This is a genomic window from Peterkaempfera bronchialis, assembly GCF_003258605.2.
Taxonomy (GTDB): Bacteria; Actinomycetota; Actinomycetes; order Streptomycetales; family Streptomycetaceae; genus Peterkaempfera; species Peterkaempfera bronchialis.
Window position 1 is genome coordinate 5,200,900 of sequence record NZ_CP031264.1, and the last position, 18,319, is coordinate 5,219,218.

General features: G+C 74.0%; 15 protein-coding genes and 1 pseudogene. 11 read left to right on the plus strand and 5 right to left on the minus strand.

Annotated features, from left to right (window positions below; all coding sequences use genetic code 11):
* Positions 1-22: 22 nt before the first annotated feature.
* Both C7M71_RS23075 and C7M71_RS23080 read right to left on the minus strand, forming a co-directional pair.
* Positions 23-1,339, minus strand: a complete 1,317-nt coding sequence (locus tag C7M71_RS23075) for an SWIM zinc finger family protein (protein WP_114914516.1) — start codon at positions 1,337-1,339, stop codon at positions 23-25.
* Positions 1,336-4,224, minus strand: coding sequence for a DEAD/DEAH box helicase (locus C7M71_RS23080; protein ID WP_229758867.1), 2,889 nt, complete (start codon positions 4,222-4,224; stop codon positions 1,336-1,338). Before C7M71_RS23080 ends, C7M71_RS23075 begins: the two co-directional genes overlap by 4 nt.
* A gap of 90 nt (positions 4,225-4,314) precedes the next feature.
* Here C7M71_RS23080 and C7M71_RS23085 point away from each other — a divergent pair, with 90 nt between their 5' ends.
* The 6 genes and pseudogenes from C7M71_RS23085 (at position 4,315) to C7M71_RS23110 (ending at position 8,477) form a co-directional block, all read left to right on the plus strand.
* Entirely contained in the window at positions 4,315-4,554 is a 240-nt protein-coding gene (locus C7M71_RS23085; RefSeq protein WP_111495475.1) for a toxin-antitoxin system HicB family antitoxin, read from the plus strand.
* Positions 4,551-4,919, plus strand: a pseudogene (locus C7M71_RS23090) (fic family toxin-antitoxin system, toxin component); the annotation flags it as partial. The gene C7M71_RS23085 and the pseudogene C7M71_RS23090, both read left to right, overlap by 4 nt.
* Positions 4,920-5,092: 173 nt before the next feature.
* On the plus strand, positions 5,093-5,935 hold the full coding sequence (locus C7M71_RS23095; RefSeq protein ID WP_111495472.1) for a putative RNA methyltransferase: 843 nt from the start codon (positions 5,093-5,095) through the stop codon (positions 5,933-5,935).
* A 153-nt stretch (positions 5,936-6,088) separates the two neighbouring features.
* Positions 6,089-7,363 carry an AAA family ATPase gene (locus C7M71_RS23100; protein WP_114914517.1) on the plus strand — a complete coding sequence of 425 codons (1,275 nt, stop codon included), beginning with the start codon at positions 6,089-6,091 and terminating at the stop codon, positions 7,361-7,363.
* Positions 7,360-7,737, plus strand: a complete 378-nt coding sequence (locus C7M71_RS23105; protein ID WP_111493099.1) for a nucleotide pyrophosphohydrolase — start codon at positions 7,360-7,362, stop codon at positions 7,735-7,737. Before C7M71_RS23100 ends, C7M71_RS23105 begins: the two co-directional genes overlap by 4 nt.
* Positions 7,738-7,916: 179 nt before the next feature.
* Positions 7,917-8,477, plus strand: coding sequence for a DUF6099 family protein (locus C7M71_RS23110; protein WP_175607726.1), 561 nt, complete (start codon positions 7,917-7,919; stop codon positions 8,475-8,477).
* Positions 8,478-8,487: 10 nt separating this feature from the next.
* Here C7M71_RS23110 and C7M71_RS23115 read toward each other — a convergent pair whose 3' ends face one another.
* Positions 8,488-9,306, minus strand: coding sequence for an SAM-dependent methyltransferase (locus C7M71_RS23115; protein ID WP_111493100.1), 819 nt, complete (start codon positions 9,304-9,306; stop codon positions 8,488-8,490).
* A gap of 115 nt (positions 9,307-9,421) precedes the next feature.
* Here C7M71_RS23115 and C7M71_RS23120 point away from each other — a divergent pair, with 115 nt between their 5' ends.
* Entirely contained in the window at positions 9,422-10,345 is a 924-nt protein-coding gene (locus C7M71_RS23120) for an LLM class F420-dependent oxidoreductase (protein WP_111493101.1), read from the plus strand.
* Positions 10,346-10,438: 93 nt separating this feature from the next.
* Here C7M71_RS23120 and C7M71_RS23125 read toward each other — a convergent pair whose 3' ends face one another.
* Positions 10,439-10,915, minus strand: coding sequence for an ATP-binding protein (locus C7M71_RS23125; protein WP_111493102.1), 477 nt, complete (start codon positions 10,913-10,915; stop codon positions 10,439-10,441).
* 9 nt (positions 10,916-10,924) lie between these two features.
* Here C7M71_RS23125 and C7M71_RS23130 point away from each other — a divergent pair, with 9 nt between their 5' ends.
* Positions 10,925-11,413: an XRE family transcriptional regulator gene (locus C7M71_RS23130; RefSeq protein ID WP_175607727.1), complete on the plus strand. Its 489-nt coding sequence runs from the start codon at positions 10,925-10,927 to the stop codon at positions 11,411-11,413.
* 116 nt (positions 11,414-11,529) lie between these two features.
* Here the strand turns inward: C7M71_RS23130 and dapD are convergent, their stop codons facing one another.
* Positions 11,530-12,519, minus strand: a complete 990-nt coding sequence (gene dapD, locus C7M71_RS23135; protein ID WP_111493105.1) for a 2,3,4,5-tetrahydropyridine-2,6-dicarboxylate N-succinyltransferase — start codon at positions 12,517-12,519, stop codon at positions 11,530-11,532.
* A gap of 117 nt (positions 12,520-12,636) precedes the next feature.
* Between dapD and C7M71_RS23140 the strand changes: the two genes are divergently transcribed.
* The 3 genes from C7M71_RS23140 to C7M71_RS23150 all read left to right on the plus strand — a co-directional run bounded on the left by C7M71_RS23140 (position 12,637) and on the right by C7M71_RS23150 (position 18,263).
* Positions 12,637-14,232 carry a 3' terminal RNA ribose 2'-O-methyltransferase Hen1 gene (locus tag C7M71_RS23140; protein ID WP_111493103.1) on the plus strand — a complete coding sequence of 532 codons (1,596 nt, stop codon included), beginning with the start codon at positions 12,637-12,639 and terminating at the stop codon, positions 14,230-14,232.
* Complete coding sequence (locus tag C7M71_RS23145; protein ID WP_114914518.1) at positions 14,229-16,817, plus strand: polynucleotide kinase-phosphatase; 2,589 nt, start codon at positions 14,229-14,231, stop codon at positions 16,815-16,817. The genes C7M71_RS23140 and C7M71_RS23145 overlap by 4 nt, the downstream gene beginning before the upstream one ends.
* A gap of 204 nt (positions 16,818-17,021) precedes the next feature.
* Positions 17,022-18,263: an arginine deiminase gene (locus tag C7M71_RS23150; protein WP_111490047.1), complete on the plus strand. Its 1,242-nt coding sequence runs from the start codon at positions 17,022-17,024 to the stop codon at positions 18,261-18,263.
* The last annotated feature ends 56 nt before the right edge of the window (positions 18,264-18,319 follow it).

Genomic DNA, 18,319 nt, shown 5'->3' on the forward strand with positions numbered 1-18,319 from the left:
GCCGGGCCGGGTTCAGTCGGGTTCAGTCGGGGGTGTTGAGGGCGGCGGCGAGGGCGGCGGCCGGGTCGCGGTCGGGCGGTCCGGCGGGCCACCAGATGTTCCGCTCGCGGCGGTAGGGGTGCCAGCGGCCGTCCGGGTCGAGGCGGAGTTGGACGCCGAGGCCCGGCGCGGTCCAGTGGTTGCGCCGGTTGCGCAGCTCCGGGAGCGCTTCCCCGGTACGGGCGGGGGACAGCTCGTCGCGGGCGCGGGCCAGCGCCGCCGGAGCCGGGGTCCACGCCTCGTCCAGCACCGCCAGCCCGGCCGGGCCGCCGTACCGCCAGGCACTCACCGCGCGGGCCAGTGCGGCGGGCCCGGCGGGCGTGGCGTCGGCCGCGAGGCGGGCCAGGACGTGCGGCGGCGGTTCGGCGGCGGCCAGCCGAACGGTATCCTGGCGCACCGTCAACTCCACCGGGAGCGGACTCTCCGGGTGCCCCTCGGCCAGCGCGTCGGCGAGGAGCCGTGCCGCACGGGCGGCGGCGTCGGCGGCCAGGAACTCCAGCGCCGCCGGATCGATCCCCGCGCCCGGCTCGGCGGAGCCGCTCAGCACCGGCACCGGCCCCGGGCGGTCCACCGGAGGCGGTGGCGGCGGCAGCGGGGGCAGCCCGGACCGGGCGGCGGCGAACGCCGTACGGGCGGGCACCCCGGCCGGGGCGGCGGCGGGCACCGGCGGAGCCTCGGCCGCCTCCGCCGCCGCGTACTCCGCATTGCGCCGCTGGAGGTCGTCGACGATCTCCTGCTCGGTCCGGCCCCGGATCAGCAGCAGCACAAACGGGTCCTCGTCCAGCAGCCGGGCCACCTGGTAGAAGACCGCCGCCGCGTGCTTGCACGGATGGCCCCAGTCGGGGCAGCTACAGGATGGCTCCAGCTGCTCCCGGCGGGGGAAGAGCGGCACACCGGCCGCCAGGGCGTCCTCGGCCAGCTCCGGTGGCATCGCCCGGTCGAGCAGCGCCGCGATATGCCCGGAGTGCGCGGCGACGGCCTCCAGCAGCCGGTCCCAGTCGGCGTCGCCGAACTGCGGGAGGGCCACCGAGGTCCGGTACGGGGTCCGGCGGCTGCCCTGCACCCGCGCGTCGACCCGGCCCGTCGAGACCGTGATCTCGCCCACCGCCCCACCCCGGGCGTAGGTGCGCCCCCGGCTGAGCCGCCCCTCGGCGCCCTGGCCGCCCTCCAGCGCCGCCACCCACGCATTGCCCCACCAGGAGGCGGCGAACGGCCCACGGCTGCCCGGGCGCGGCGGCAGCGGCGGGAAGGTCCGCGACCGGGCGCCCCCGGCACTACCCGTACGACGGGCCGGGGTCACCGCCCGGCCTCCCTCAGCTCCACCAGGTCCGCCAGCTCGGCGTCGCTGAGCTCGGTCAGCGCCGCCTCACCGGCGCCCAGGACCGCGTCGGCCAGCTGCCGTTTGCGCCGCAGCAGCTCCGCGATGCGGTCCTCCACCGTGCCCTCGGTGACCAGCCGGTGCACCTGCACCGGCTGGGTCTGGCCGATCCGGTACGCCCGGTCGGTGGCCTGGTCCTCCACGGCCGGGTTCCACCAGCGGTCGTAGTGGACGACATGCTCGGCGCGGGTGAGGTTGAGGCCGGTGCCCGCCGCCTTGAGCGAGAGCAGGAAGACCGGCGCGGCGCCCTCCTGGAAGCGGCGGACCATCTCCTCGCGGCGCTTCACCGGCGTACCCCCGTGCAGGAACTGCGCCGGCACGCCGCGTGCGGCCAGATGCGCCTCGATCAGCCGGGCCATCCGCACGTACTGGGTGAAGACCAGCACGGCCGCGTCCTCGGCGAGCACGGTGTCCAGCAGTTCGTCGAGCAGTTCCAGCTTCCCGGACCGGTCGGCGATCCTGGGCCGCTGCTCCTTGAGGAACTGCGCCGGGTGGTTGCAGATCTGCTTGAGCGCGGTGAGCAGCTTGACCACCAGACCGCGCCGGGCGATGCCCTCGGCGGCCCGGATCTCGCCCATGGCCTCGCGCACCACCGCCTCGTACAGCGCCGCCTGTTCACGGGTGAGCGCCACCACGCGGTCGGTCTCGGTCTTCGGCGGGAGTTCCGGGGCGATGCCCGGGTCGGACTTGCGGCGCCGCAGCAGGAACGGCCGCACCAGCCGGGCCAGCCGGTCGGCGGTGGCCCGGTCCAACTCGCCCTCCACCGCGCGGGCGTAGCGCTCGCGGAAGGACTTCAGCGGTCCCAGCAGGCCGGGCGTCGTCCAGTCGAGCAGCGCCCACAGCTCGGAGAGGTTGTTCTCCACCGGGGTGCCGGTGAGCGCCACCCGGGCCCGGCCGCCGATGGTGCGCAGCGCCCGGGCGGTGGCCGAGCGCGGGTTCTTGACGTGTTGGGCCTCGTCGGCGACCACCATGCCCCAGGGCCCGGCGGCGGCCAGCCGTTCGGCGTCCAGCCGCATGGTGCCGTAGGTGGTGAGGACGAACTCGCCCTCGGCCAGCTCGTCCAGGTCGCGTCCGGCGCCGTGGAAGCGGCGTACCGGGGTGCCGGGGGCGAACCGCTCGATCTCGCGCTGCCAGTTGCCCAGCAGCGAGGTGGGGCAGACCACCAGGGTGGGCCCCGCTGCGGACGGCTCCTGCTGCCGGTGCAGATGGAGGGCGATCAGGGTGACGGTCTTGCCCAGGCCCATGTCGTCGGCGAGGCAGCAGCCCAGCCCCAGGGAGGTCATCCGGTGCAGCCAGGCCAGGCCGCGCAGCTGGTAGTCGCGCAGGGTGGCGGCGAGGGCGGCGGGCGGGCCGACCGGTTCGCGGCGGGCGGCGGCCTCCGGGTCGGCGATGCGGTCGCGCAGCTCGGCCAGCCAGCCCGAGGCGTCCACGGCGACGGTCTCCCCGCCGACCTCGGCGGTGCCGGTCAGGGCGGCGCCGAGCGCGTCCAGGGTGGTGAGCGGCCGGCGTTGCCGCTCACGGGCCCGCCGGACCAGCTCGGGGTCGACCAGCACCCACTGGTCGCGCAGCCGTACCACCGGGCGGTGTGCCTCGGCGAGCCGGTCCAGCTCCTCCTCGGTGAGTTCCCGGTCGCCGACGGCCAGCCGCCAGCGGAAGGTCAGCAGCTCCTCGGCGGAGAGGAATCCGGGCAGGTCGGAGGCGGCCTGCGGGGTCGGTTCCACGATGCCGTGGGCGGTGAGTTCGCGGGCCAGCTCCCGGGGCCAGTGGACCTCTACCCCGGCGGCGGCCAGCCGGGCGGCGGCCTCGCCCAGCAGTTCCTGTGCCTCGGCGTCGGACAGCTCCAGGCCGCCGGGCACCGCCGCGCCGAGCAGCCGGGTGAGCGGTTGCCAGGCCCGGGCGGCCCGGCGCAGCGTCAGCAGGGTGTCCACCCGGGTACGGGGGCCGAAGGCGTCCTCGACGGCGGGTGCGGCCCCGGCCCACAGGGCGGCCGCGTCCACCACCAGGGTGGGGTCGGCGAGACTGTGCAGCTGGACGACGGCGCGGAACGGGGCGTCGTCGTCACCCAAGTCCATTGCCGGACCTGCGCCTTGGGCTGCGGCTTCGGTCAGGCCGGGCAGCTCCAGCCGCAGCGACACTCGCACCCCGGCGTCCTGGCCGGCCGCGACCTCCGCCGCCCAGCCGCGCTGCTCGGGCAGCCGGACGGGTTCGGGTGCGGCGTAGGGGGCCGCCCCGGCGGCGATCCGGGCTGTGGGGCTGCGCGGCAGGCCGTCCGCGACGGCGTCCAGGAAGGACCGCAGCAGCGCCTCGGGCTCGGGGAGGTGAAGGGGCGTCAGCCCCGGCAGCGGTACGGCGTGCGCCTCCGGGGGCATCGCCGCCGCCAGCTCGCGCAGCCTCCGTACGTCGTCCGCCCCAAGCGGGCCGACCCGCCAGGCGTCGGCATCGGCGGCGGAGAGGCCGGGCAGCAGTCGGCCACGGGCGGCCAGTTGGAGTGCGAGCACCGCTCCCGCGCCCCAGAAGGCCGCCGAGGGCGTGGCCCCGGCGCGGGCCCGGGCCCGGCTCAGCACCGGCACCGCCTGCTGCACGGGCAGCACGGCCGCCCGTACCGTGTGCCGCCGCGCGCCGCCCGCGCCGTGCGGCCGTACGACGGTGACCTCCTCGGCCTCGCCGACCCCGTCGGGCGGCGCGGCGCCGTCGGGGTGCCAGAACGCCACCCGCCCGGCCCGGGGCGGATCGGCGGGCAGGAACACGGCGGCGCACCCGGCCAGTTCGGCGACGGTCTGCGCCCGGTGTCCGATGGCTGGTCCCACGATGCGGCGGTCCTCTCCGCGTTCACTGCCTCTGCTGTTGCCCCTGCTGTGGTGCTTGTCATGCTAGCGCATTGGCGCTAGCTTCGTGGGATGGGGAAGAAGCAGCTGAATGTGCGGGTGGACGAGTCCACGGCGGAGATGGCCCGGGAGCGGGCGGAGGCGCAGGGGATCAGCATGAACCAGTACATCGAGCGGCTGGTCCAGCAGGACATGGGCGAGACCGGCCGGGCCTTTGTCGACGCCGCCGCGCAGTTCATGAAGGAGTACGAGACGGCGTTTGTCGCCGAGTTCGGCGATGCGGACGAGGCGGCGAGGGGCGCGCGACGTTGAACGTACGGGTCGATCTGGCGTGGCTGCTGATGATGGCGGAGCAGTACACCCCCGGGGATCCGCAGGTCACCGACTACGGATCGCTGCTCGCCGCAGTGGCGCGGCACCAGGCGGAGGTGTTCGACATCCCCGTCTACCCGGAACCCCAGGACCGGGCCGCCGCACTGCTCCACCAGCTGATGCGCGCGCCCGCCCTGGAGCGCTCCAACGAGCTGTTCGCCACCGCCGCCGCCTATGCCTACCTGGTGGCCGGCGGCGCCACCGTGGCCACCACCACCCGGGAGGTCCGCAGCCTCGCCCGGGCCGTCCGCGAGGGGCGGATCGGCGTGGTGGGCATCGCCGAGCGGCTGGCCGCCTGGACCGTCGCCGACCCCGAGTCCGAATCCGACGACGACGAGGACGCGGATGAGGACGAGGACGACGATGAGGAGGGTGGTCCGGACGGCGACGGCGAGGGCTGAGCCCCCGGTCCGTTTCCCCGCCCACCGGAGACCCCCGTACCCTGGGCCGTCGGACTGGATGGCGAGGAACCGGAACGTTGCAGCACATCGCGGAGTACCTGGCCTGCCCCCACTGCGGGGCGGCCCTCGCGCCGGACGGGCGGACGCTGCGCTGCGCCGCCGGGCACTCCTTCGACATCGCCCGTCAGGGCTACGTCAGCCTGCTCCCCGGTGACGCCCACACCGGCACCGGCGACACCGCCGCGATGGTCGCCGCCCGGGACGCCTTTCTCAGCGCCGGCCACTACGCCCCCATCGCCGAGGCCCTGGCGGACGCCGCTGCGGACGCGCTCGCCGACGGCCCGGCCGGCGGCTGCGTCGCCGACCTGGGCGCCGGCACCGGGCACTATCTGGCGGCGGTGCTCGACCGGGTGCCGGACCGGCCCGGCGCCGCCCTGGACATCTCCAAGTACGCCGTGCGCCGGGCCGCCCGCGCCCACCCCGGGATCGGCGCCGTCGTCTGCGACGCCTGGCGGACGCTGCCGCTGCGGGACGGCTCGGCCGCCCTGGTGGTCAATGTCTTCGCGCCGCGCAACGGCCCCGAGATCCGGCGGGTGCTGCGGCCCGGCGGCACCCTGCTGGTGGTCTCCCCGACCGCCCGCCACCTGCGGGAGCTGGTCGGCCCGCTGGGGCTGCTCTCGGTGGACGAGGAGAAGGAGCGTCGGATCGCCGAGAAGCTCGGTCCGTATCTGGTGCCGGGGGAGCGGCGCGAGGTGCGGTGGACGCTGGCCCTCGCACGGGCCGGGGTCGAGGCGGTGGTGGCGATGGGTCCCAGTGCCTGGCACACCGATCCCGAGCGGCTGGCGGCGCGGCTGGCGGAGCTGCCCGACCCGGTCGAGGTGACGGCGGCGGTGACGGTGGCGGCGTACCACAGGCCGTGACGCGGGCCGTGACGCGGGTGGTGGCGCGGGCCGTGACGCGGGCCGTGACGGCGGTGCCGCCCCTCACCCGGTGCGGTGGAGTCCGCGACACGCGGGGATGAAGTCGCAGCGGCGGGACGTTTCGCCGGGCGGCGGCCTCGCTACGGTCCTCGGATGAGCAGCGACGTCGTCCGCCCGTTCCTCGCGGAGCTGCGGCTCGGCGCCTTCAAGTCCTACCGTCGCGCCGCACTGCCGCTCGGCCCGCTCACCGTGCTGCACGGCCCCTCGGGCGCCGGGAAGTCCAATGCGCTGGACGCGCTGGCGGTGCTCTCCCGGCTGGCGGTCGGCGAGCCGATCGGCCCGGCGCTGGACGGCGGCGGCCCCGGCCCGCTCGCCGAGCCGGTGCGCGGCGGGGCGGCGGGCTGCGTCCCGTACGGGGAGCGCGGGTTCGTCCTCGGCTGCACGGTGCGGACCGGTGGCGGACCGGTGCGGCTGGACGTGGCGGTGGACCTCGGCGACGGCGGGCCGCGCATCGTCCGGGAACGGCTGCTGGCGGGCGCGGAGCCGCTGCTGGAGACCGGGGAGCAGAGCGCGGCGCGCGGCCGGATCAATGTCACCTGGCACAACGACGGCAGGCAGGGCGACATCCGGGCGCCCTTTGCCAGCGACACGCTGATCACCGCTCAGGTGCCGCTGCGGGTCGCCGGGTCGTCGGCGGGCGAGCGCCGGGTGCTGGCCGCCGCCGAGCAGTTGCTGACCGCGCTGCGGGAGGTGTTCACGGCCGATCCGGTGCCCCGGCTGATGCGGGGGTGGGCCGTCGCCGATCCGCGCGCCCGGCTGGTCGGGTCGGCGGCCAACATCTCGGCGGTGCTGGCCCGGATGCAGGGCGAGTGCCGCCACCGCTACGGCCGGCTGGTCAGGGCGGTCCGGGCGGCGGCTCCGCATCCGCTCTCCGGGATCGGCGTGGAGTGGCGTGGCGTGCGCGGCGGGAGTGGCGGGCGCGGTCGGATTCCCGAGGTGCTGGCGGCGTTCGAGGAGGGGGAGTCGGGACGGACCACCGCCGACCTGGCGGCGGACGGGATGCTGCGCTACCTCGCCTTCGCCACGGTGTTGCTGACCGGTGCGGATGTGCTGGATGTCGACCCGGCGGAGGAGGTGCCGTGGGAGCGGCGGCTGCTCACCGTCGCGGTCGAGGACATGGCGGCGGGGCTGGCACACGACCAGGCGGCCCGGCTGCTGCGGCTGGCCCGGGAGACGGCCGACGCGGGCCACGCCCGGGTGATCGCCGTGCTCCAGGACGCCACGTGCGCCCGGAAGGAGGCAGGGGCGGAGCTGGTGGCCTGCGGCCGTGATCCACGGACCGGCCGCACTCTGCTGCGGCCGGAGGCCGCCGGCCGGGTACCCGTGCAGCTGCCGCGCGGCGGGGATGCGGTAGACCTGGTGCGATGAACGAGAGCGTGAACGAGAGCGTGAACCGCAGTGTCGAGGAACTTCAGCGCCGCCTGGTGGAGTTCGCGGCAGCGCGCCGCTGGCAGCCGTACCACACGCCCAAGAACCTGGCGGCGGCGCTGAGCGTGGAGGCGGGGGAGCTGCTGGAGATCTTCCAGTGGCTGACCCCGGAGCAGGCGGCCCGGGTGATGGACGACCCGGAGGGGGCGCACCGGGTGCGGGACGAGGTGGCCGATGTGCTGGCCTATCTGCTCCAGTTCTGCGCGGTGCTCGGGGTGGATCCGCTGGAGGCGCTGGCGGCCAAGATCGACCGCAATGAGCTGCGCTTCCCGGTGCCGGATGGGCCCGTCGGGCCGCCTGCCCGGAGTCGCTGATACGTCGTACGCGTGTTCGATATCGCCCGGATGGGACGTTCTGCGTCACCCGTCCGGGCGATGCGGTTATCCACACCCCGGGGTCTGTCCACAGGCTCCGGCGCCCCCGCTGCGCGGTCCCGCCGGGACGGGCACCGTAGCGCCCGACGGATCGTCCGATCGCGGAGGGAGCGGCGGGGATGGAAGCGCTGCGGTTGATCAGGTCCACCAGGCATGCGCTCACCCAGGCGCGGAGTGTGCCGGAGGTGCTGGTGGAGGCATGGCAGGCGTGTGCGCTCACCGAGGCGGTGGGCGGGCATCTGGCCCTGCACGGGGAGGAGGCGCTGCGGGCGGGGGCGCAGTTGCTGGCCGAGGCCGGCGGCCATGCCGGGGGCTGTCTGGACCGGCCGCCGGACGACTGGACGGGGTTCGGCAGGGCGGCCCGGCTCACCGAGCTGGCCGAGCCGGGCGCCGTACTGCGTGAGCTGCGGGGGCTGATCCACGAGGTGGCCGAGGCGCTGATCATCGTGGCCTGCGGCGCCGACACCGAGGCCCTGTACTGGCAGTGCATCGATGCGGTCGACGCGGCGGCGGAGTGCAAGGACGCCGTCACCGAGCTGCTGCGCACCCTCCACGAGGAACCCGACCGCGACCGCGACCCCGACCCCGACCTCGTGCCGGACCCCGACCCCGACCCTGCCGAGCCACCGGAGCGGGCCGCCCCGGTCACGGTCACCCTTCAACCGCCCTGCCCCGGCTGACGGGGGCTGCTCAGACGGCGGGCTTGCGTCCGGCGCCTGCCGCGATGAGGTTGCTCGGGCCGTCCGTGGCCTGGGGGAGAGGCCCGTCGGGGCGCCACCTCGGCAGCTCGACCACACCGGGCTCCACCATCTCCAGCCCCTCGAACAGCGCCTCGATCTCCGTCTGAGTCCGGAACCGGCCGCTGCCCAGCATGGAGAGGAAGACCTGTTCCAGCGCGTCGGTGGTGGGCGGCTGCGACCGGAAGTGGGTGAGGAAGAGGAAGCTGCCGGGCGCGGCGGCGTCGAGGTACTGCTTCACCACGCCGGCCGGGTCCTCCGTGTCGGCGAGGTGGTGCACCACGCCGACCAGCAGCAGCCCGAGTGGCCGGTCGAGGTCGATCAGCTCCCGCACCTCGGGGCGGGAGAGCACGTCGGCCGGGTCGCGCAGGTCGGCGGTGACCACCTTGGTCCGGGCGTCCCCGGCCAGCAGCGCGCGGCCGTGCGTGAGGACGATGGGGTCGTTGTCGACGTAGACCACGCGCGCCTTGGGGTTGGCGGCCTGTGCGACCTGGTGGGTGTTCTGCACGGTGGGCAGCCCCGACCCCAGGTCCAGGAACTGGTCGATGCCCTGCGAGGTCAGGTACCGCACGCCGCGCGCCAGCACCTCGCGGTGCTCCCAGGCGCTCTCCTTGCTGATCGGCAGGACGCCCCGGACCTTCTCGGCGACCGCTCGGTCCACCGCGAAGTTGTCCTTGCCACCGAGCATTGCGTCATAGACCCGGGCGATGCTCGGCACGGAGGTGTCGATCCCGGTCGGCGCCCAGCCCTCCGTCGCACTATGACCAGCCATATGTGCTCCCCCATGCTCATGTGATTGTCAGTCAGGAGGGAGCGTACCTGCCGCCCAGCGACTCGGGAGGCGTCTCTGTCGGATGTTGCCCCGTGGGCGTTGCAGGATAGGGGGTATGGATCTTCGTATTTTCACCGAACCCCAGCAGGGCGCCTCCTACGACACCCTGCTGCGGATCGCCAAGGCTGCGGAGGAGCTGGGCTACGACGCCTTCTTCCGCTCCGACCACTACCTCAAGATGGGCGACGTGGACGGCCTGCCCGGCCCCACCGACGCCTGGATCACCCTCGCCGGGCTCGCCCGGGAGACCAGCCGCATCAGACTGGGCACGCTGATGACGGCGGCGACGTTCCGGCTGCCCGGTGTCCTCGCCATCCAGGTGGCTCAGGTGGACGCGATGAGCGGCGGACGCGTCGAGCTGGGCCTGGGCGCGGGTTGGTACGAGGCGGAGCACACCGCCTACGGCATTCCGTTCCCCAAGGCGAAGTTCGGGCGGCTGGAGGAGCAACTGGCCATCGTCACCGGGCTCTGGCAGACCAAGGTCGGCGAGACCTTCGACTTCGAGGGCACCTACTACCAGCTGAAGGACTCCCCAGCGCTGCCCAAGCCCGTCCAGGAGCGGGTGCCGGTACTGATCGGCGGCACCGGAGCCAAGCGGACCCCGGCGCTGGCGGCTCGCTACGCCGACGAGTTCAACCTGCCGTTCGCCTCGGTCGAGGACACCCGGGCGCAGTTCGGCCGGGTGCGGGAGGCTGCCCGCGAGTACGGGCGGAACCCCGATGAGCTGGTGTACTCCAGCGCCCTGGTGGCCTGCGTCGGCACCAACGACGCCGAGGTGGCCCGCCGAGCCGCCGCCATCGGCCGCGAGCCCGCCGAACTCCGGGAGAACGGCCTGGCCGGTACCCCGGACGAGGTCGTCGACAAGATCGGCCGCTACGCCGAGGCAGGCACCCAGCGGTTCTACTTCCAGATCCTCGACCTGGACGACCTGGACCACCTGGAGCTGATCGCCTCCCGCGTGGCATCCCAACTGGGCTGACCGCCGGCCACCCGGCCCCCGGCCCTTGGGCCCGCCTCACTCGGCGGGCCCGAGGACCGGAGGCGGGGCCCAGCACCCACATCCGCGACCGGCTCACCGCGACCATCGCTTGCCGGTGGCGAACCGGGCGAGCACGGTCTTGCCCCCGCTCTCCCGGGGCTGCCACCACACGTCGTCCGCCAGCTCCCGCACAATGCCCAGGCCCCGCCTGCGGGTGGCGAGCAGCGCCTCCGGGTCGTCCTCCACGTCCGGGGTGGGCAGTACCGGCGGACGCGGGTCGTCGTCCGACACTTCCAGCACCAGCCACGCGGGCCACGCCCGCAACGCCACCCCCACCTGCCAGCGGCCATACAGCCGCGCGTGCTTGACGCAGTTGCCCAGTAGCTCCGACGCACACAGCTGCACCGAGTCCAGCAGCCCGCCCAGCCCCCACCCCGCCAGCGTCAGCGCCGCAAACGTCCGCACCCTTCGCCCCGCATCCGGATCGTCCACCGACAGCCCCAACCACCGCAGATGCATCGTCGGACGCCGCAGGATCAACTCCGCCATGAACGGGGGCGCCGAGGGCATCGCCGTTCGGTGTGGGCTCAGCTCATCGCCAACGCTCGCACCGATCTGGTGTTCGCGGGATACACGAACTACTTCCTATGGCTGGAGCAGCCGGCGTTCCACGCAACCGTTCGCAGCAAGGCCGAGGCGGGGTGTCGTATCCGGTTCCTTCTGGGCGAGCCTGACGGGGACGTCACCCAGCAGCGCGAGCGGATCGAGGATGTGGCCCTCACCGTTTCCACCCGCATCAGGATCACCCTGGAGAACGTGGCCAAACTCAAAGGGGTACCTGGCGTCGAGGCCCGTTTCTGCTCCCCCGAGGACGCCGTGAACTTCGTCTCCCTGTCGGTCTTCAGGTTCGACAACGACGCCCTGGTGACTCCTCACCTTTCCCGGGGAGCCGGACATGACTCGCCGCTGATGCACCTCCGCAGGAACCAGGCAGGCGGACTCTTCGACCGCTTCTCCACTCATGCCGAGGAACTGTGGGAGAGCGCGCGCCCCATCGAAGGTGATTGAGGCCGACGAGGCAGAGTGCGGCAGCCCTGAAGTGGCCCTGGGGAGGAGAGCGCTGCGGAGAGCGCTCGGCCCCCGGGCCCGCGTGGGGGCGGCCGGGGGCCGGGGTGGGGTGGGGGTCAGTTGTGGGCGTGGAGTTCGGCGTTGAGGCCGCCCCAGGAGCCGGAGCGGGCGATGACCTCGACCGTGCCGGTCTGGGAGTTGCGGCGGAAGAGCAGGTTGCTCTGGCCGGAGAGCTCCAGGGCCTTGGCGACCTTGCCGTCGGGCAGGGTGACCCGGGTGCCTGCGGTGACGTAGAGGCCGGCCTCGACCACGCAGTCGTCGCCGAGCGAGATCCCGATCCCGGCGTTGGCGCCCAGCAGGCAGCGCTCGCCCACCGAGACGATCTGCTTGCCGCCGCCGGAGAGGGTGCCCATGATCGAGGAGCCGCCGCCGATGTCGCTGTGGTCGCCGACGACCACGCCCGCGCTGATCCGGCCCTCGACCATGGAGGTGCCCAGCGTGCCGGCGTTGAAGTTGACGAACCCCTCGTGCATCACGGTGGTACCCACCGCCAGGTGGGCGCCGAGCCGCACCCGGTCGGCGTGTGCGATGCGCACCCCGGTGGGGGTGACGAAGTCGGTCATCCGGGGGAACTTGTCGATCCCGTACACCGCCAGCTGGCCGCCCTCGGCGCGGACCGCCAGGCGGGCCTGCTCGACCCGCTCCACCTGGACCGCGCCGATGCTGGTCCAGGCGATGTTGGGCAGCAGGCCGAAGATGCCGTCCAGGTTCTGGCCGTGCGGCCTGACCAGGCGGTGGCTCAGCAGGTGCAGTCGCAGATAGGCGTCGTGCGCGTCCAGCGGCTTGTCGTCCAGCGAGGAGATGGCGGTACGCACCGCGACCACCTCGACACCGCGCCGCGAGTCCTTCCGCAGCGCCTGCGCGGCGCCCTCGCCCAGCTCGGCGACGGCCTCCTCGGCGGACAGCCGTACGGTGCCGGCCGGACCGGGCTCGTCGGCCAGTCGCGGCGCGGGGAACCAGGTGTCCAGCACGGTGCCGTCGTCGGCGATGGTGGCGAGACCGGCGGCGACAGCGCCGCCCCGGGGGGATGCAGATTCAGTCGTCACACCGTGCACGCTAACCAATCCCGCCCCCCGATGCCGAACCGGACCACCGGCTGGACTGCGGTGACGCGCGTGAAATACCGGTGCGCTCGGCCGATCCCGACGGGAATACTCGTACAGGTGTTCCTGACGATCGGTACCACCGGCACCGCGGAGCGACCCGCCACCGACCTGGGCTATCTGCTGCACAAGCACCCCGGCCGGGCGCAGTGCTTCGCCACCTCCTACGGCGACGCCCATGTCTTCTACCCCGAGGCGAGCGACGCGGCTTGCACGGCGGCGCTGCTGCTGGACGTGGACCCCATCGCGCTGGTCCGGCGCGGCAAGGGCAAGGGCCGTGGCGGCTCGCCCGACTTCGCGCTCGCCCAGTACGTCAACGACCGCCCGTATGCGGCATCCTCGCTGCTGGCGGTCGCGCTGCGGACGGCCTTCGCCAGCGCCCTCAGGGGCCGCTGCGAGGCCCGCCCCGAGCTGGCGGCGACCCCGCTGCCGCTGCGGATCGCCGTCCCCGCGCTGCCCGCCAAGGCGGGTGGCGAGCGGAGCGGCCCGGAGCTGGTGCACGCCCTCTTCGCACCGCTCGGCTGGCAGGTCGAGGCCGAGCCGCTGCCGCTGGACACGTCCTTCCCGGAGTGGGGGGACTCCCGCTATGTACGGGCCGAGCTGACCGGCACCGTGCGGCTCGCCGACGCGCTTCAGCAGCTCTATGTCCTGCTGCCGGTGCTGGACGACGCCAAGCACTACTGGGTGGCGCCGGACGAGGTCGACAAGCTGCTGCGGGCCGGGGAGGGGTGGCTCGCGGACCACCCCGAGCGGGTCCTGATCACCCGCCGCTACCTCTCCCGCCGCTGGTCGCTGGCGCGTGATGCCATGGAGCGGCTGGAGCTGGCCCGGTTGGCCGAGGCCGACGACCGTGAGGCCGAGGAGATCGACAACGCGGTGGCGGACGAGGAGCCGCAGCCGCAGACCGACGCCGCAACGCCGCCAGAGACGGAGACCGAGCCCGAGGCCCCCGAGGGCAGCCCGCTGCGGCTGGCCGTGCAGCGCCGCGACGCCATCCTCCAGGCGCTCCGGGAGCGCGGCGCCGCCCGGGTGCTGGACCTCGGCTGCGGGCAGGGCCAGCTGGTCGCGGCGCTGCTCAAGGACGCCCGGGTCACCGAGGTGGTGGGCCTGGACGTCTCCGCCCGCGCCCTCACGATCGCCGCCCGCCGACTGCGCCTGGACCGGATGTCCGAGCGGCAGGCCGCCCGGGTGAGGCTGGTCCAGGGCGCGCTCACCTACACCGACGCCCGGCTGACCGGCTATGACGCCGCCGTGCTCTGCGAGGTGGTCGAGCATGTCGACCCGGACCGGCTGCCCGCCCTGGAGTACGCGGTCTTCGGCGCGGCCCGCCCCGGCGCCGTCGTGGTCACCACGCCCAATGCGGAGTACAACGTCCGCTGGGAGTCGCTGCCCGCCGGGCAGGTCCGCCACGCCGACCACCGCTTCGAGTGGGACCGGGTGCAGTTCCGGGCCTGGGCCGGGCGGGTCGCCGACCGCCATGGCTATGCGGTGGAGTTCCGTCCGGTCGGCCCGGACGACCCCGAGGTCGGCCCGCCGACCCAGCTGGCGCTCTTCACCCTCACCGAGACCACGCTCACCGAGACCACGCTCACCGAGACCACCGCCGCAGCAACCACCATCGCCACCGACGTCTCGGAAGGGGGCGACCGCCGATGACCACCGCCGCCCGCCGCATCGCCGTGCCCGACCTCTCCCTGGTGGTCCTGGTCGGGTCCACCGGCGCGGGCAAGTCCAGCTTCGCCCGCAAGCACTTCCTGCCCACCCAGGTGGTCTCCTCCGACGCCTGCCGGGGCCTGGTCTCCGACGACGAGAATGACCAGTCGGCCACCCCGGACGCCTTCGACCTGCTGCACTACATCGCGGGCAAGCGCCTCGCCGCCGGCCGGCTCACCGTCGTGGACGCCACCAACGTCCAGCCGGAGTCCCGCCGGCAGCTGGTCCGACTGGCCCGCGAGCACGATGTGCTGCCGGTCGCGATCGTGCTGGATGTGCCGCAGCACCTCTGCGCCGAGCGCAACGCCGCCCGCCCCGACCGCCGCGACCTGGGCGCCCATGTGATCCCCCGGCAGCAGCGCGAGCTGCGCCGCTCGCTCAAGTCGCTGGAGCGGGAGGGGTTCCGCAAGGTCCACATCCTGCGCGGACCGGACGAGATCGAGGCCGCCGAGATCGTCTACGAGAAGCGCTACAACGACCTGCGCCACCTCACCGGCCCCTTCGACGTGGTCGGCGACATCCATGGCTGCCGGGCCGAGCTGGAGACCCTGCTCACCCGCCTCGGCTACGTCCTGGAGTGGGACGCCGAGGGCCGCCCGGTCGACGCCGCCCACCCGCAGGGCCGCACCGCCGTCTTCGTCGGCGACCTGGTCGACCGGGGTCCGGACACCCCCGGGGTGCTGCGCCTGGTCATGGGGATGGTCGGTGCGGGCACCGCCCTCTGCGTCCCCGGCAACCACGAGAACAAGCTCGGCCGCGCCCTGGACGGCAAGCAGGTCAAGGTCGCGCACGGCCTCCAGGAGTCGCTGGACCAGCTGGCCGCCGAGCCGGAGGAGTTCCGCACCCGGGTGCGGGCCTTCATCCGCGACCTGGTCAGCCACTACCTGCTGGACGGCGGAAAGCTGGTGGTCTGCCACGCCGGGCTGCCCGAGAAGTACCACGGCCGCACCTCCGGCCGGGTCCGCTCCTTCGCGCTGTACGGCGACACCACCGGCGAGACCGACGAGTACGGCCTGCCGGTCCGCTACCCGTGGGCGGAGGAGTACCGGGGCCGCGCCCTGGTGGTCTACGGCCACACGCCCGTCCCCACCGCGTCCTTTGTCAACAACACCGTCTGCCTGGACACCGGCTGCGTCTTCGGCGGCACCCTCACCGCGCTGCGCTACCCGGAGCGGGAGCTGGTCTCGGTCGACGCCGAGCAGCAGTGGTACGCGCCCGTCCGCCCGTCGGTCGCCGACACCGGCGTCCCCGGCGCGCGCGAGGGCCGCCCGCTGGACCTCGCCGACGTGGCCGGCCGCCGGGTGGTGGAGACCGCCCACCACGGCCGGCTCGCGGTCCGGGAGGAGAACGCCGCCGCCGCACTGGAGGTGATGAGCCGCTTCGCGATCGACCCGAGGCTGCTGGCGTACCTCCCGCCCACCATGGCGCCGACCCCGGCCTCCCACCGCGACGGCTATCTGGAGCGCCCGGAGGAGGCTTTCGCCGGCTACCTCGCCGACGGGGTGCGCCAGGTGGTCTGCGAGGAGAAGCACATGGGCTCCCGCGCCGTGGTGCTGCTCTGCCGGGACGCGGGAGCCGCCGAGAAGCGGTTCGGCGTCGCCGACGCGGCTGCCGGTGCGATCTGGACCCGTACCGGCCGCGCCTTCCTCGACGACCCGGAGGTCACCGGCCGCATCCTGGACCGGCTGCGCCACGCCGCCGAGGAGAGCGGCCTCTTCACCGAGCTGGACAGCGACTGGCTGCTGCTGGACGCCGAGTTGATGCCCTGGTCGCTCAAGGCGTCGGGGCTGCTGCGCCGCCAGTACGCGGCGGTGGGCGCCGCCGCCGGTGCCGCGCTGCCCGCCGCGCTGGCCGCGCTGGAGCAGGCGACCGCCCGGGGGGTGGCCGACCTCGGCGGGCTGACCGCCCACCAGCGGGCCAGGGCCGCCGACGCCACCGCCTTCACCGAGGCGTACCGCCGCTACTGCTGGGCCACCGACGGCCTGGACGGCATCCGGCTGGCGCCCTTCCAGCTGCTGGCCGCGGAGGGCGCCAACCTCGCGGTGCGTCCGCACGACCGGCACCTGGAGTGGATCGACCGGCTGGTCACCGCCGACGCCGCCCGCCCCGGCACCCCGCTGCTGCATCCCACCGGCCGGCTGCTGGTGGACACCGCCGACGAGGCGTCGGTCGCGGCCGGCGCCGCCTGGTGGGAGGAGCTGACCGGGGCCGGTGGCGAGGGCATGGTGGTCAAGCCGCTGGCGTCGCTGGTGCGCGGCGAGGGCGGCCGACTGGTGCAGCCGGGCATCAAGGTCCGGGGCCGCGAGTATCTGCGGATCATCTACGGCCCCGACTACACCCGCCCCGAGCACCTGGAGCGGCTGCGTGGCCGCGCCCTGGGCCACAAGCGCTCGCTGGCCCTGCGCGAGTATGCGCTCGGCCTGGAGGCGCTGGACCGGCTCGCCGCCGGGGAGCCGCTGTGGCGGGTGCACGAGGCGGTCTTCGCGGTGCTGGCCCTGGAGTCGGAGCCGGTCGACCCCCGGCTGTGACGGTCCGGCTGCGACGGTCAGGCCGCAACGGTCAGGCCGCGACGGTCAGGCCGCGACGGTAAGGCCGCGACGGTAAGGCCGCCATGCACGGCTGCGATGCCCGGATGTGGCCCCTGGCCGCGACGGCCCGGCATCCATGATCACCGCCATGGGTACAGGTGGGGTGCGGCCATCGCCGCACCCCGCCCCTCCCCGGGAGGACCCATGCGCTACCACGTCGCCTCCGAGGCCGGCCGGCTCCGGCAGGTCATCCTGCACCGGCCCGACCTGGAGCTGAAGCGGCTCACCCCGACCAACAAGGACGAGCTGCTCTTCGATGACGTCCTCTGGGTGCGCCGCGCCCAGGAGGAGCACGATGGATTCGCCGCGGTGCTGCGCCGGCGCGGTGTGCGGGTGCACCTCTTCGGCGACCTGCTGCGCGACACCCTGGCGGTGCCGGAGGCCAAGCGGCTGGTGCTGGACCGGGTCTTCGACGAGAAGGAGTACGGCCCGCTCGCCACCGGGCACCTGCGGGAGTTCTTCGAGGAGCTGCCCGCCGCCGAGCTGACCTCGCTGCTGATCGGCGGGGTGACCAAGCGGGAGTTCCTGGACCGGGCGAAGGAGCCCACCTCGGTCCGGTTCCACGTCATGGACCTGGACGACTTCCTGCTGGCGCCGCTGCCCAACCACCTCTTCACCCGCGACACCTCCTGCTGGGTCTACGACGGGGTCTCCATCAACGCCATGCGCAAGCGCGCCCGGCACCGCGAGACCGTCCACTTCGAGGCGATCTACCGCTACCACCCGGCCTTCGCCCCGGGCTATGACACCCCCGGCGGCTTCCGGGTCTGGTCGCATGGCGAGGGCGACTACCCCTCCACCATCGAGGGCGGCGACGTACTGGTCCTCGGCAACGGAGCGGTGCTGATCGGGATGAGCGAGCGCACCACCCCGCAGGCCGTGGAACTCCTCGCCCATGAACTCTTCCGGGCCGGTTCGGCCCGCCGCATCGTGGCGCTGGACATGCCCAAGACCCGGGCCTTCATGCACCTCGACACCGTGATGACCATGGTGGACGGCGACACCTTCACCAAGTACGCGGGCCTGGGCATGCTGCGCTCGTACACCATCGAGCCCGGCGACAGCCCGGAGGACCTGCGGGTCACCGACCATGCGCCCGAGCAGATGCACACCGCCATCGCCGCAGCCCTGGACCTGGACTCGATCCGGGTGCTCAGCGCCGTCCAGGATGTGCACGCCGCCGAACGGGAGCAGTGGGACGACGGCTGCAATGTGCTGGCCGTCGAACCCGGCGTGGTGATCGCCTATGAGCGCAACGCCACCACCAACACCCATCTGCGCCGCAACGGCCTGGAGGTGATCACCATCCGGGGCAGCGAACTGGGACGCGGCCGGGGCGGTCCGCGCTGCATGAGCTGCCCGGTGGAGCGCGACGCCGTGGCATGAGTGCGGTTTCCTGCATAGTCATGCCGACATTCGTATAGACTTCCTGGCTTACCGCC

Excerpts from the sequence above, each read along its gene's own strand:
- C7M71_RS23125 (WP_111493102.1), bottom strand. The coding sequence starts at position 10,915 with ATGCCCTCGGCGCCCCCGTTCATGGCGGAGTTGATCCTGCGGCGTCCG.
- C7M71_RS23110 (WP_175607726.1), top strand. The coding sequence starts at position 7,917 with ATGGAAGCGCTGCGGTTGATCAGGTCCACCAGGCATGCGCTCACCCAG.
- C7M71_RS23120 (WP_111493101.1), top strand. The coding sequence starts at position 9,422 with ATGGATCTTCGTATTTTCACCGAACCCCAGCAGGGCGCCTCCTACGAC.
- C7M71_RS23115 (WP_111493100.1), bottom strand. The coding sequence starts at position 9,306 with ATGGCTGGTCATAGTGCGACGGAGGGCTGGGCGCCGACCGGGATCGAC.
- C7M71_RS23105 (WP_111493099.1), top strand. The coding sequence starts at position 7,360 with ATGAACGAGAGCGTGAACGAGAGCGTGAACCGCAGTGTCGAGGAACTT.
- C7M71_RS23150 (WP_111490047.1), top strand. The coding sequence starts at position 17,022 with ATGCGCTACCACGTCGCCTCCGAGGCCGGCCGGCTCCGGCAGGTCATC.
- C7M71_RS23085 (WP_111495475.1), top strand. The coding sequence starts at position 4,315 with ATGGGGAAGAAGCAGCTGAATGTGCGGGTGGACGAGTCCACGGCGGAG.
- C7M71_RS23100 (WP_114914517.1), top strand. The coding sequence starts at position 6,089 with ATGAGCAGCGACGTCGTCCGCCCGTTCCTCGCGGAGCTGCGGCTCGGC.
- C7M71_RS23145 (WP_114914518.1), top strand. The coding sequence starts at position 14,229 with ATGACCACCGCCGCCCGCCGCATCGCCGTGCCCGACCTCTCCCTGGTG.